The sequence below is a fragment of the Thiocapsa bogorovii genome (assembly GCF_021228795.1).
In the GTDB taxonomy this organism is placed as follows: Bacteria; Pseudomonadota; Gammaproteobacteria; order Chromatiales; family Chromatiaceae; genus Thiocapsa; species Thiocapsa bogorovii.
Genome location: NZ_CP089309.1, coordinates 1,889,177 through 1,901,928, shown reverse-complemented (window position 1 = coordinate 1,901,928; position 12,752 = coordinate 1,889,177). Strand labels below are relative to the sequence as shown.

The following is a 12,752-nucleotide window of genomic DNA, read 5'->3' as shown; positions in this document are numbered from 1 at the left end:
CATCGGTGTTCAGCATGGCCGGGGCCTGTCGCTGCCGGTCGGCGTGAAGGGATTCCACACCCGCATGGTCCCGATCGTCCAGCCGTCCTGAAGGTCTTCCGTGACCAGCAGTCGAGCCTTTTCGGCCAGTGCGGTTTCGACGATCAGTCCGTCCCAAAAGGAGATCCGCGAGTCGATGCTGCGGCTGATGCCTCGCGTGACCAGGTCTTGGGTGATCGGCGCGACAGGATACGTCTTGAAGTGTTGCGCGGCGGCCAAGCCTTGTTCGGGCGACATCGGACGCCCCAATTTGCGGGTGACCGTGACATAAAATTCCGCCAGCACCTGGGTGCTGAGTCGAATCCCGGAATCGTCGCGAAAGATCCGCTCGGCAATCGCCTGTTTTGTCGGCTCATCGCCGTCGAAGAGATAGACCAGGATACTGGTGTCCAAAAAACGGATCTCACCGCTCATGCAGATCCGCTCGCGTCCAGGTTTGTCCGCCGCGTCCGCAGCCGCATTGCTGCGCCAACGCAAGGAGGGCGTCGAGCGCGTCCTGGCGGCGCTGTCGCGCCTCGTCGGCTCGCGCGTAGTCCTGCAGGTAGCGCCCCAGTATGGCGTTGACCGAGCTGTTCTCTTCGAGTGCGCGGATTCGCGCCTGCTTGAGAACCTCGTCGTCGACGGTGATTGTCAGATTGGCCATGATGGTCTCTCCACGAGTACACTAGTTCAGTGTAGCACGAGACGGGTCGAGCGGCGGTTGTCGTCGAGAGGTCGGTCTGCGTCGTGCGGTATGAAATCTCCCGGCAACGCCTGATAATCGGCGCCAGCTTGTTTTTGTTTGAGGAACGAACGATGCCGATCTACGAGTACCGCTGCGAGTCCTGCGGTCATGAGCTTGAGCAGATTCAGAAGATCAGCGACCCGCCCCTGGTCGACTGCCCCGCGTGCGGTCAGCCGACGCTGCGCAAGCAGATCTCCGCTGCCGCCTTCAGGTTGAAGGGCGGCGGTTGGTATGAGACCGATTTCAAGAAGTCGAATCAGAAAAATCTGCACGACAGTGGTGAGAAGAAAGAGACCAAGTCGGGCGACAGTGCGGCTTCCGGGTCCAAGTCCGGCTCTGGCTCCGGCTCGGGCGACAAGGGCAGCAGCGCGACGGCGAAGCCGGATGCGAGCGCCGCCCCGAAGCCGAAGCCGGTCGAAAAAAAGCCCGCGGCTTGAGCCGGACGCGGCGACCGACCTTTCCCCATCCCATCACGCAATACACCTCATCGAGCGACGCGCTTTTGCGTCGCTCGATGCGAAGACACGAGGCGAGACGACGATGCGCACGCATTACTGTGGAGAACTGAACAGCAGCCATGAGGGCCAAGAGGTCGTATTGTGCGGCTGGGTGCATCGGCGTCGGGATCATGGCGGGGTGATCTTCATCGATCTGCGCGACCGCGACGGGCTGGTCCAAGTCGTGCTCGATCCGGATCGCGCCGAGGTCTTCGCCCGTGCCGAGCAAGCGCGCAGCGAGTATGTGCTCAAACTTACGGGTCGGGTGCGACCGCGCCCGGCAGGCACCGTCAACCCGGATCTGCCGACCGGCGAGATCGAGGTGTTGGGCCTGGATCTGGAGATCCTCAACGCCTCCGAGACCCCGCCGATCCAGCTCGACGAGCACGGCGCCGACGCCTCCGAGGAGTTGCGTCTGCGCTATCGCTACCTGGATCTGCGTCGCCCCGAGATGCAGGCGCGCCTGCGCACGCGCAGCCAAGTGACCCGGGCGATGCGCTCCTTCCTCGACGCGCAGGGCTTTCTCGACATCGAAACCCCGATCCTGACCAAATCGACGCCCGAGGGCGCACGCGACTATCTGGTCCCCAGCCGCACCCATCCGGGCGAGTTCTTCGCGCTGCCGCAGTCGCCGCAGCTCTTCAAGCAGTTGCTCATGATGTCCGGCATGGACCGCTACTATCAGATCGCCCGTTGTTTCCGCGACGAGGATCTGCGCGCGGATCGCCAGCCCGAGTTCACCCAGCTCGACATCGAGGTCTCCTTCATGACCGAGGACGAGCTGATGGGGATCATGGAGACCATGATCCGCGCGCTCTTCCGCGATGTGCAGGGTGTCGAGCTGCCCGATCCCTTCCCGCGTCTGACCTATGCCGAGTCGATGCGTCGCTTCGGCTCGGATCGTCCGGATCTGCGCGTGCCCCTGGAGCTGATCGACGTCGGCGATCTGATGGCCGGGGTCGACTTCAAGGTCTTCGCCGAGCCGGCGCAAGACCCGGAGGGTCGCGTCGTGGCCTTGCGTCTGCCGCGCGGCGGGGAGCTCTCGCGCAAGGAGATCGACGGCTACACCCAGTTCGTCGGCATCTATGGTGCGAAGGGCCTGGCCTACATCAAGGTGAACGCCTGGGCGGAAAAAGGGCGCGAGGGCCTGCAGTCGCCGATCCTCAAGTTCCTCCCCGACAGCGCGGTCGACGCCATCATGACCCGCACCGAGGCCGTCGATGGGGATCTCATCTTCTTCGGCGCCGACAAGACCACGGTGGTCAACGAGTCGATGGGCGCGCTGCGGGTTCGGCTCGGTCAAGATCGCGGGCTGCTCGCCGAGGGCTGGCACCCGGTCTGGGTGGTGGACTTTCCGATGTTCGAGCGCGATGCCGTCAATCAGCGCTGGGTCGCCCTGCACCATCCCTTCACGGCGCCGAAAGAGGAACAGCTGGAGCTGCTCGAGAGCGATCCGGGCGCCTGTCTCTCGCGTGCCTACGACATGGTGCTGAACGGAACCGAGATCGGCGGCGGTTCCATTCGTATCCATCGCGACGCCGTTCAGCGGCAGGTCTTCAAGCTCTTGGCCATCAGCGACGAGCAGGCGGAGGACCGTTTCGGCTTCCTGCTCAAGGCGCTGCGCTTCGGTTGTCCGCCGCATGGCGGCATCGCTTTCGGTCTGGATCGCCTCGTCATGCTGATGACCGGCGCGAGCTCGATCCGCGACGTCATGGCCTTCCCCAAGACCCAGAGTGCCGCCTGCCTGCTCACCGACGCCCCCTCGGCCGTCGACGAGACCCAGCTCAAGGAGCTCGCGCTGCGCATCAGGCTGCGGGCCTGAGGCGGGGATGGCTGTCGATGCGGCGGGGATGATGCCGGGGCCGGTTGTCGGTGATTCCGTGCGGTCGGTGCGGTCGCTCGAGGAGGCGCGGAGCATTGCGCTCGCCGTCCAAGCCGATGAGCCGCCGTTGGAGCCCGCATCCATGTCGGATGAGACACGCAAGCGCGCTCAATCGGTGCTGGTCGTCATCTGCACCCGCGGCGGCGAGTTTCTGCTCTTGAAACGGACCCGCCCCGCTGGCTTCTGGCAGTCGGTCACCGGCAGCCTGGCGCCCGGGGAGTCGCCGCGACATGCGGCGGCGCGTGAGGTCTTCGAAGAAACAGGCTTGCTGGTCGGCGGCGCGCTAATCGATCTGCATCACTCAAACCTCTTTCCGATTATCCAAGCTTGGCGGAAACGCTACGCACCCAACGTCTGCTTCAATCGCGAATACTGGTTCGCCCTCATGCTTGAAACGCGACGCTTGATTCGCCTCAATCCGCGCGAGCATACGCAGTATCGATGGCTAGCGGCTCAACCGGCGTTGGCCCTTGCGACGTCTCGTACCAATCGCGATGCCATTCGCGGGCTGGCCGGGATTGCCTGGTAGGCTCGTCGGCCGGGCGTACCGGGTCGGAATGTCGGGGCTGTCCATGCGGTCGGCCGCTGCGAAGGGGGCGGCTACGGACTCTGCCGTTTAAGCTTGCGCGTTGAGCAACTCGATAGAGAGCTGAGCCCGCCAGTACTCGCCCTATCCGGAGCAGAGCTTCGGAGGTAGGCCAGATCATCCGAATCGTGCGCCGAATTTCGCTAGGACGACAACGACGGATGGGAGCCCGTCACCGATGGAGCAGTCGCTTGAGCACGGCCGGGCGGGTTGTCCGCCGGCCATCATCTCCGCTGCGACGGAGATCCGTCTCCGGCAACGCGGTCGCCATTAAAATTGGAGCGCTGATATGAACCCGTTCGACATTCTTGGCTCACTCATGCAAGGCGGCATGGGTCCATCCGCCGGCCGACTGCAGGATATGCTCGGCCGCCAAGGCGGTATGCCGCAGCAAGGCGGCCCCGGCGGCAGTCTATTCGACATGCTCGGCAAGATTGCCGGGCCGATGATGAGTGGTGGCAGCCAGGGTGGCGGCGGTCTGCCCTTCGACATACTCAAAAAGCTCGGCGGCACCATCTTCAGTGGCCAGGGCGGCCCCAATGTCGCCAGCTCCGGCAATACCGCCGCCGGCGCCGGCGCGCTCTCGATGTTCGGTGCACTGGCCGCTCAGGCGCTCGGCATGGCCAGGCAGATGATGTCCGACAGCGGGCAGGCCACCGCCCCAGCCGAAGCTGGCGGAGGCTTCAGCCTCGATGATGCCAGCGCCATCATTGCCGGCCTGCGCAAGCCAGCCAATGCCGCGGAGGAGCAAAAGGTCCAGGACATGGCAACATTGACCATTCGCGCCATGATCAATGCCGCCAAGGCCGACGGCCAGATCGACCAACAGGAAGCACAGCGCCTGCTCGGCAAGATGCAGGAGGACGGCGTCTCCGAGGAGGAGCGCCAGTTCGTGCTCGCCGAGATGCAGAAGCCGATGGAGACCGATGCCATCGCACGTGCGGTGCCTAACCAGCAGGCGGCAGCGCAGATCTATACCGCCTCGCTGATGACGATCCAGGTCGACACCGATGCCGAGAAGCGTTACCTGCAAGAGCTCGCGTCCAAACTCGGGCTGAATCAGCATGCGGTTGCCTATCTGCACCAGGCCGTCGGCGTCGCCTGAGCAGCAGCGCCTGCCGGTCATCGATTCTTCCGCGCAGCACACGCTACCGCTCCATGCCTGGCCGATTTGAGTACGGGCGCTAGCGGAAAGGTAGGGAGAAACGTTCACCCAAGGTCCGCACGGCGGACCTTGGGTGCTTTAGAAAAGGCCCGTTCATCTGAGGACGATATGTTGATGCCAACTCACACTTTCGTCGTGGCGGTTGCCTTTTGGCGGTGCCCTTAATGAAAGGAGATGGCCAGGCGCACCCGTTTCTGTCTGCCGAGGACGAGTTCGCCGATTTCGAGACCTAGGACCAGGCGAGATTCGGGGTCGAGCCCAAGACCGAGAACATGCTGCCACGGGAGTATGCCCGCGAGACCAGCTGTTTTCGCTCACCCTATTCCCCTGGAATTTCTCGGACTAATCCGCGCTGACGCTGCCGGATTCGTCCACCGCTGATACGGGTGCCGGCGGTCCGGAAGGTCTTGGGTCGATTGGGTCGCCCCTAACGTCTGCAACCGGCCAGTAGCCGACGCTGGTGATTCGCTGGTCCGGGGTTCGCAGTCGAGTGGACAGCTGACACTCGCCTCGTTTACGAGTTAAATTTACTGTCTCCGGATCTACCCCTGGCCTCGGCCTCGCCCCAACGCCGGTGGGTTGCCAAGCTCGCCTGCGCATCTGTTCTGGCTCGATGTGAAGGCCGCTTTGGATCTGACGCCGGCCCATGCCCAGTGAATCCGATTTCTTTGCGCGGGACTCCAGGGGGCAGCGGAAGTCGCTGAGCCCTGCATCAAAACCCGCCACAATGCCGTGCCTGAATGTCGCTGACCGCATGTCTTTGTCCATCGACGGGCGATCGTGGATTGGCGTGGGGCGTCGATCTGCACTAGAGTCAACGCAGGCAGGGGCATCGGATAACGGCATTTCCCTCGGTCAGTTTGCACTTCCAAGGTTACGCCTACCCGGCGCTCCTGCAACTCCTTCAGGGTGCTTGATCGCCTACCAAAACCCCCCGTTCTGGACCAACCGATGATCAAGGCCAGCACGGCTACTCGACCGAGAGCGATCTCATCTATATCACCACTGCCAACCTGAATCATGAGCAGCTTGAGCAACTGAGCGACGAGGTCGGACCCGAGCGTAGCCTCCTGGTGCTCTGCACCGCCTTTCGTGCCCGAGCCGACCTCTACTCCAATCTCACGGTCAAAAAGATCCTCCGCCAGTGCTCTCGCGCTGCGAGTGGGGCCGCGACGATTACTCGCTTCGGGTCGACAATCTTCCGATCGCGCCCCCGCAGTCGGGGCAGCAGAGGTTTGATTTCGGTCAAGAGGAATCCTGATGAACAGAGAACAGGTCTTATTGGTTCTTAACGGGCACCGCGAGGAGATGCGGCAACGGTTCGGCGTGAAGCATCTCGCCCTCTTCGGATCCGCTGCCCGCGATGAACTTCGGGACGGGAGTGATATCGATCTGCTGGTGGACTTCGAAGGCCCGCCGACCTTCGACGGCTACATGGATCTGAAGGATTGCCTGGAGGCACTGTTCGGCACCAAGGTCGACCTTGCAACGGATGCGATGATCAAACCCCGCTTGCGCCGGCATATCGAAAAGGATCTGCTCCGTGTCGCTTGAAGGAGGTGGTTCGTGACTGTCCGCCATGTGAACGCCATCGCCGGCCGCCTGAGCCTGCGCCCGCCCCAGCGCCGATCGCTGGAGATCCTGCATCGGATCATGGAGATCACGACGCCCGGCAAAGCGCCCGAGGTCACCGCCGTGCTGGACATCATCCGCGGGGAGTTTGCTTCGGTCTCCGATTTCGAGCGGGATCTCCCCTCGCTGTGTTTCGCGCTCGCGACCGGCGTGGGCAAAACCCGGCTCATGGGTGCCTTCGTCAGTTATCTGCATCAGGCCCACGGACCGACAACTTCTTCGTGCTGGCGCCCAACCTGACCAACTAAACAAGCTGATCACGGACTTCACGCCGAACACGACGAAGTATGTCCTCCGGGGTATCGCCGAGTTCGCGACCAATACGCCCATGGTCATCACAGGCGACAACTACGATCAACAGAATGTCACCGGGGCCGGCCTGTTCAGGACCGTGCGGATCAACATCTTCAACATCTCCAAGATCAACGGAGGTCCGTGGCGGCAAGACGCCGCGCATCAAGCGACTGTCGGAGTACATCGGCACCAGCTATTTCGACTATCTGGCCGGACTGCCGGATCTGGTGCTCCTAATGGACGAGTCGCACGGCTACCGCGCGAGCGCCGGGATTCGGGCGATCAACGAGCTTCGTCCTATCCTCGGGCTCGAGCTGACGGCCAGCCCTATGTCGAGACCAGCCGGGGCGCCGTCGCCTTCAAGAACGTGATCCTCGACTACCCGCTGGCGCGTGCGATGGCCGACGGCTTCGTGAAGAAACCCGCGGTCGTCACACGCAAGGACTTCGACCCCAGCGGGATGTCCGCCTCCGAGATCGAGCGGCTCAAGCTCGAAGACGGGGTGCGCCGGCATGAGGGGGTGAAGGTCGAGCTGGAGACCTATGCGCGCGCAACCGAGAAGCCAATCGTCAAGCCCTTCGTATTGGTCATCGCACGCGACACCACCCATGCGGGCGAGCTGCTGACGCTGATCCAATCCGATGCCTTCTTCGATGGGCATTACAAAGACAAGGTCATACAGGTGGATTCCAGCAAAAGCGGGGCCGAAGAAGAGGCCATGATCACCCGCTTGCTCAAGGTCGAGCACACCGAGGAGACGACCGAGATCGTGATCCACGTGAACATGCTCAAGGAGGGCTGGGACGTCACCAACCTCTACACCATCGTGCCCCTGCGCGCGGCCAATGCGCGCGTCCTGATCGAGCAATCCATCGGTCGGGGTTTACGTCCGTAAGCGCATCGCGCGCCTCTTGGTTGCGAGCTGTGCCGGGACGTCCGTCGTGGTCGCGGATTACGCAAGGGGCGCCGGCTACAGCAACGTCTTGTTCTTCTCGCGCACCCGCAGATACAGCTCCTCCATCAGTGCCACGAACGAGGCATCCTTGTCCCAGAACGGTGGATAGTCGCCGCCCTTGCGGATCAGGATGGCGGGGACTTCAGCCGGGCGCATGGCCGGCAGCTCGCGCGGCAGGCGCTTGGTGCCGTGCCAGAAGGCGTGGTAGTCGGGTGATGCGCTCGCGGGCTCGGGCCGGGTGAAGTAGCTCTCGGTGGCGACGGGCTCCGGTTTTGCGGTGTCGGCGAGCCCGTGCAGGGCGTGGCCGAGAGGGGTTTTGCTTAGCGCCGCGCGCAGTTGCTCTCGGCCGAGGCCGCGCAGCTCTAACAGCAGGAAGGGATCCTGGTCGAGTTGGCGAGCGAGACGATAATAGACGCCGGCGATGTGCTTGCAGGGGTTGGCGTAGTCGGGGCAGGAACAGTCGGTGAGCTTGAAGTCCTGGCGATTGCGGGGCAGCAGTGATTTCGTCGTGACTCGGGCCTTGCCGGTGCCGGCAAAGGCCGACTCGATGTCGTCCGGCATCTGGTTCATCAACAGGCGTGCGACCAGGTCGGCTCGGCTGCCGATCCGGGCGATGGCGCTGGCCCATTCGTCTTTTGCCAGCGGGGTCATCTGGATGCGGGTCTTGTACTTTGGCTCCTTGTAGACGCCGTAGTAGGGGTTTACGTTGCCGCGCACTGTTGCGGTAACCAAGCCGTCGGCGATGGCGAACTCGAGGATGCGGTTGTCGCTGCTGTAGCCGCGTCCGCGCTGCAGGCGGCCGCTGTCGGTGAAGCCTTCCAATGCAGCGAGGAAGCGGCTCCCCCACCAAGTTCTGCCTGGGTTGCTCATGGGTGTCGTCGCCTATCGCCGCATCAGCCCATCACCGCCTGGCGATTGAGGCGGATCAGGTCTTTGAAGCGGTCGTTGTCGAGTTGCGTCAGCCAGGACTCGTCGCTGCAGACGATGGTGCCAGCCAGGGCCTTTTTGTCTTGGATCATGGCGTCGATGCGCTCTTCCAGCGTGCCGATGGTGACGAATTTGTGCACGAAGACGGTTTTTTGCTGGCCGATGCGATAGGCGCGATCGCTGGCCTGGTCCTCGACGGCCGGATTCCACCAGCGGTCGAAGTGGAAGACGTGGTTGGCGCGGGTCAAGGTGATGCCGACGCCGCCGGCCTTCAGCGAGAGCACGAACACCGACGGCTCGCCGTCCGGGTCTTGAAAGGCGTCGATCATTTGCTCGCGCCGGGCGCGCGAGGTGCCGCCGTGCAGATAGTAGGTGTTGTAGTGGTGGTCGCGGCGCAGCGTGTGTTCGAGCTGCTCGCCGATCTCGGTGAACTGGGAGAAAATCAGCACGCTGTCGCCCTCGGCCATGGCCTCTTCGAGCATCGCGTGCAACCGCTCGAGCTTGTGCGAGCGCGCGGCGGTGAAGGCGCTGCCGTCCTGAAGGAACTGCGCGGGATGGTTGCAGATCTGCTTCAGGCGCATCAGCGTGGAGAGCATCAGGCCCTGACGTTCGATGCCGGTCTTCTCTTCGAGCTGCTGCTCGACGTCGCGCACCACCGATTCGTAAAGCGCCGCTTGCTCGCGGCTGAGATTGCAGTAGGCGATGGCCTCGAGCTTGTCCGGCAGGTCCGCGATGATGGACTTGTCGGTCTTCACGCGGCGCAGGATGAAGGGCTCCATCAGGCGCTTAAGTGTTGCGGTCTGCACCGGGTCGTTGTCGCGTTGCACGGGCAGCTCGAAGCGTTTGCGAAAGCGTGGCTGGGTGTCGAGATAGCCGGGATTGACGAAGTTGAAGATCGACCAGAGGTCGGTGAGCCGATTTTCCACCGGGGTGCCGGTCAGGGCGAGCCGATGCCGGGCTTCGAGCTTGCACACGGCGCGGGTCTGGTCGGCCTTCGGATTCTTGATGTTCTGCGCTTCGTCGAGCACCACGCGCTGCCAGTCCACGCCGGCGAGCAGCTTCTGGTCGCGCCGCACCAGCGCGTAGGAGGTGATGATCAGGTCGTGCTCGGCGGCCTGCGCCTGGAACGCCTTGGTATCCTTCTCGCGTTTCGCGCCGTGATGAATCCAGGTGCTTAAGCCCGGCGCGAAGCGCTCAACCTCTTTTTGCCAGTTGCCGATGACCGAGGTGGGGGCGACCAACAGGGTTGGCGCGATGCGGTCCGCGCCGACACGTTCCTGCACCAGTCGGGCGATGACCTGCATGGTCTTGCCCAGACCCATGTCGTCGGCCAGGCAGCCGTTCAGCCCGAGCCCCTCCAGGAACCCGATCCAGGCCAGGCCGCGTTTTTGGTAGTCGCGCAGGTCGGCGTGCAGGCCCGTCGGGGTCTCGACCGGCTGCAACCGGCTCTGGTCGCGCAACCGCTCCAGCATCCCGGCCAGGGCGGCGTCGGGATCGACCTCGAAGGCGTCGTCCTCGGCAGTGCGTTGCAGGATCTCCTGCAGGCTCATGCTCGGCATCTCGCCGCCGTGCTCGCGCCAGAAGGCGAGCATCTCCTGCATCTTGTCCCGATCCAGCTCGACCCATTGGCCGCGGAAGCGCACCAGCGGCGTCTTGGCCTCGACCAATTGTTGCCATTCCTCGGGGGTCAGGGTCTGGTCACCGATCGCCAGGTCGTAGCGGTACTGGATGAGATTGGACAGGTTGACATGCCCGGCGCCGGGGCTGCTGCCGGCGCTCTTGCCTGTCTTGCCCGCGGACGGGCGCAGCCGCAGCTTGACGCGCTGGCGGCCCTTTGGCGTCCACCAGGCCGGGACGATGACGCTGTAGCCGGCGTCTTCCAGCACCCAGGCGGATTCCTTCAGGAAGCTGAAGGCGCCATCCAGGTCCAACGCGACCGACTGCGGTTCGGCGGTGTCGAGTCCGCCCCAAAGCATCGGCACCATGCGCGCGGCGAGGCCGAGGTTCAGCAGGAGGATCTGTTCGAAATCGGCGCCGAAGCGCGACCGATGCGTGGCACGCGCGGATGTCGATGCAGCCCAGTAGTCCGCCAGCGCCAAACGGTGCGACGGATCCTCTGTGGCGATGGCGACGAAGTGCAGGCGCCAAGTGTCTTGATCGTCGCCCTGATGGCCGACGATGTGGTCGCCGGCATCGTCCGTCGGCGGCTCCGCGAGCCGAAAGCCCAATCGGAAGGCCGCGGTCCGTTCGCTGCCGACGATACGGTCGCGCCACGCCTGCCACTGGCGCAGCATCTCCAGTCCGTGCGATGGGTCCGGCGCGAAGGGCGTCCAGCGGGCAGCGGCCGGCGTGGGCGCCAGGCAGGGTGCGAGCAGAGTGGCCTCGACGCGCTTGTGGAATGCGGCGGGCCACTTGGTCTGTCGAATCAACCGGTCGAGGAGCACGTCCGCGCAGTGCCGCAGCAGGCTCATGGGTTCCAGCCACTCGTGTCCGGTCCCGTGTGGGCCCGCATCCCGGCCGGAGCCGAGGTGGGCATCGAGGCCGGCACCGCAGGCGGCGGGCATGCGCCGGGCCGCCGTCGCGATCAGCGGGTCCTCAGGGCCCGCTGCCCACCGCCAAGCCCCGTAGATCTCGGGCGCTGGTGCTTTGCGTTTGCCGTTCGGTATCGGCGGCTGACGGTACCGCAGTGCCGGCAGGTATTGATCGCGCAGCAGCCGTTGCTTCAATTCCTGCGTGAACCAGTACCAGAAGAGGAAGTCACTGCCCGGCTCCAGATCGTCGAACCCGAAGGCCGCCAGGTAGTGCATGTCGGCGAGCTGCTTGATGGGCCGCTCGAGCGCGATGCAGTCGACCTCCCAGGTCCGCAGGGTCGCGCCGGAGACATCCACCGGCTCCTGCAGTGCCTTGGCGAGCTCGGGACACGGCAGCGGTCTCGCGCCGTGGCTCGGCAAACGCACGAGGCCGGGGGTCGGCTTGAGGACCGTCGTCCCGTTCGCGAGCCCGAGACCCTCGAGCAGTGCCGGCCAGTCCGATCGCGGCAACTGGCCCGGGTGCCGGGCCGATGTCGGCTCCGTGTCGTCCGGATCGGCCCGGTCGGTTTCGCACCACAGGCGCATCGTCCCCGACTGAACAAAGTCGGGGCTTGACTCCGGAAGCCAGAACGCGTGCAGGATCTTCATGCCCGCTATTGGAGCTTTGGCTGTCCATCACGTCAATCCACAGGTCCGGTCCGATGGAGGATCCTGTCGATGCCAATGGAAACGGCGAGTCGTCGCGTTCAGCGTCCGCCGCTTGGACGCGTACCGGTGACGACCTCCTGACCGGCCTGCCGAACCGGCGAGAGCATCGATTCCGCCGCGGGTTTTGAGATCCGGATATCAGCCGCTGCTGATATAGTGCTCGAGCTGCTCGATGATGAACTTGTGCTCCGAGATGATGGATTTGATCAGATCGCCGATCGAGATGAGGCCGATGACCTTGCCGTCGGCGATGACCGGGAGATGGCGCACCCGCTTATCCGTCATCAGGGCCATCGCCTCTTCGAGGCTCTGCTCCGGTTGGGTGCAGACGACGCGCTCGGTCATGACGTCGCGCACGAGCGTCTCCTTGGATGTGCGCCCCCTCAAGATGACGCTGCGCGCGTAGTCGCGCTCCGAGATCAGACCGATCATTGCGCCGTTTTCCATGACCAGAAGGGCGCCGATCTGCTTCTCGGCCATGAGCACGAGTGCATCGTAGACGCTTGCATCGGGGCCGATCGACCAAACCTGCGAGCCTTTGTCGCCGAGCAGTTGTTGAATCGTCTTCATCGTCTCTTCGAGCTCCCTCGGTAGTGGGGAATCGACTCCTGCTGTGTTGTCGGCGTTCCCTGCCCGGGCCGGATCACGGTCGCCGACCGCGACTCGGTTCCTCGGAGGTTAGCAGAGGGTTAACCGATGGTCCTAGTTGGAATCGGAGGGCGAGGCCGAGCCGAGCGTTCCGGTCGAGCCCGCTCGGGCGCCGAATCCTTTGACACCGGGCGGTGAACCCCGCTGTCGTCCCAACGAGATCA

12 protein-coding genes are annotated in these 12,752 nt (G+C 64.1%); 7 read left to right on the top strand and 5 right to left on the bottom strand.

Annotated elements, in window-relative coordinates:
- Nucleotides 1-9 precede the first annotated feature (9 nt).
- Nucleotides 10-453, bottom strand: a complete 444-nt coding sequence (locus tag LT988_RS08650; protein ID WP_232409766.1) for a PIN domain-containing protein — start codon at nt 451-453, stop codon at nt 10-12.
- Nucleotides 443-682, bottom strand: a complete 240-nt coding sequence (locus tag LT988_RS08645) for a hypothetical protein (protein ID WP_232409765.1) — start codon at nt 680-682, stop codon at nt 443-445. Before LT988_RS08645 ends, LT988_RS08650 begins: the two co-directional genes overlap by 11 nt.
- An 83-nt stretch (nt 683-765) precedes the next feature.
- Between LT988_RS08645 and LT988_RS08640 the strand changes: the two genes are divergently transcribed.
- The 7 genes from LT988_RS08640 (at nt 766) to LT988_RS08610 (ending at nt 7,714) form a co-directional block, all read left to right on the top strand.
- Entirely contained in the window at nt 766-1,200 is a 435-nt protein-coding gene (locus LT988_RS08640; protein WP_408648060.1) for an FmdB family zinc ribbon protein, read from the top strand.
- Between the two features lie 103 nt (nt 1,201-1,303).
- A complete protein-coding gene (aspS, locus tag LT988_RS08635; RefSeq protein ID WP_232409764.1) occupies nt 1,304-3,082 on the top strand; it encodes an aspartate--tRNA ligase in 1,779 nt (592 codons plus the stop codon).
- A 7-nt stretch (nt 3,083-3,089) separates the two neighbouring features.
- On the top strand, nt 3,090-3,671 hold the full coding sequence (gene nudB, locus LT988_RS08630) for a dihydroneopterin triphosphate diphosphatase (RefSeq protein ID WP_232409763.1): 582 nt from the start codon (nt 3,090-3,092) through the stop codon (nt 3,669-3,671).
- A gap of 346 nt (nt 3,672-4,017) precedes the next feature.
- Nucleotides 4,018-4,833: a tellurite resistance TerB family protein gene (locus LT988_RS08625; RefSeq protein WP_232409762.1), complete on the top strand. Its 816-nt coding sequence runs from the start codon at nt 4,018-4,020 to the stop codon at nt 4,831-4,833.
- Between the two features lie 1,320 nt (nt 4,834-6,153).
- A complete protein-coding gene (locus LT988_RS08620; protein ID WP_232409761.1) occupies nt 6,154-6,447 on the top strand; it encodes a nucleotidyltransferase family protein in 294 nt (97 codons plus the stop codon).
- A 12-nt stretch (nt 6,448-6,459) separates the two neighbouring features.
- Nucleotides 6,460-6,765 (top strand): P-loop NTPase family protein, encoded by a 306-nt coding sequence (locus LT988_RS08615; protein WP_232409760.1) that lies wholly within the window; start codon nt 6,460-6,462, stop codon nt 6,763-6,765.
- Between the two features lie 421 nt (nt 6,766-7,186).
- Complete coding sequence (locus LT988_RS08610) at nt 7,187-7,714, top strand: DEAD/DEAH box helicase (RefSeq protein ID WP_232409759.1); 528 nt, start codon at nt 7,187-7,189, stop codon at nt 7,712-7,714.
- Nucleotides 7,715-7,789: 75 nt separating this feature from the next.
- Here the strand turns inward: LT988_RS08610 and LT988_RS08605 are convergent, their stop codons facing one another.
- The 3 genes from LT988_RS08605 to LT988_RS08595 all read right to left on the bottom strand — a co-directional run bounded on the left by LT988_RS08605 (nt 7,790) and on the right by LT988_RS08595 (nt 12,510).
- Nucleotides 7,790-8,644 (bottom strand): SWIM zinc finger family protein, encoded by an 855-nt coding sequence (locus LT988_RS08605; protein WP_232409758.1) that lies wholly within the window; start codon nt 8,642-8,644, stop codon nt 7,790-7,792.
- A gap of 23 nt (nt 8,645-8,667) precedes the next feature.
- On the bottom strand, nt 8,668-11,880 hold the full coding sequence (locus tag LT988_RS08600; protein ID WP_232409757.1) for a DEAD/DEAH box helicase: 3,213 nt from the start codon (nt 11,878-11,880) through the stop codon (nt 8,668-8,670).
- 198 nt (nt 11,881-12,078) lie between these two features.
- Nucleotides 12,079-12,510: a CBS domain-containing protein gene (locus tag LT988_RS08595; RefSeq protein ID WP_232409756.1), complete on the bottom strand. Its 432-nt coding sequence runs from the start codon at nt 12,508-12,510 to the stop codon at nt 12,079-12,081.
- Nucleotides 12,511-12,752: the final 242 nt, after the last annotated feature.

Coding starts and splice junctions, on each gene's coding strand:
- LT988_RS08650 (WP_232409766.1), bottom strand. CDS start 453: ATGAGCGGTGAGATCCGTTTTTTGGACACCAGTATCCTGGTCTATCTC.
- LT988_RS08645 (WP_232409765.1), bottom strand. CDS start 682: ATGGCCAATCTGACAATCACCGTCGACGACGAGGTTCTCAAGCAGGCG.
- aspS (WP_232409764.1), top strand. CDS start 1,304: ATGCGCACGCATTACTGTGGAGAACTGAACAGCAGCCATGAGGGCCAA.
- nudB (WP_232409763.1), top strand. CDS start 3,090: ATGGCTGTCGATGCGGCGGGGATGATGCCGGGGCCGGTTGTCGGTGAT.
- LT988_RS08625 (WP_232409762.1), top strand. CDS start 4,018: ATGAACCCGTTCGACATTCTTGGCTCACTCATGCAAGGCGGCATGGGT.
- LT988_RS08620 (WP_232409761.1), top strand. CDS start 6,154: ATGAACAGAGAACAGGTCTTATTGGTTCTTAACGGGCACCGCGAGGAG.
- LT988_RS08605 (WP_232409758.1), bottom strand. CDS start 8,644: ATGAGCAACCCAGGCAGAACTTGGTGGGGGAGCCGCTTCCTCGCTGCA.
- LT988_RS08600 (WP_232409757.1), bottom strand. CDS start 11,880: ATGAAGATCCTGCACGCGTTCTGGCTTCCGGAGTCAAGCCCCGACTTT.
- LT988_RS08595 (WP_232409756.1), bottom strand. CDS start 12,510: ATGAAGACGATTCAACAACTGCTCGGCGACAAAGGCTCGCAGGTTTGG.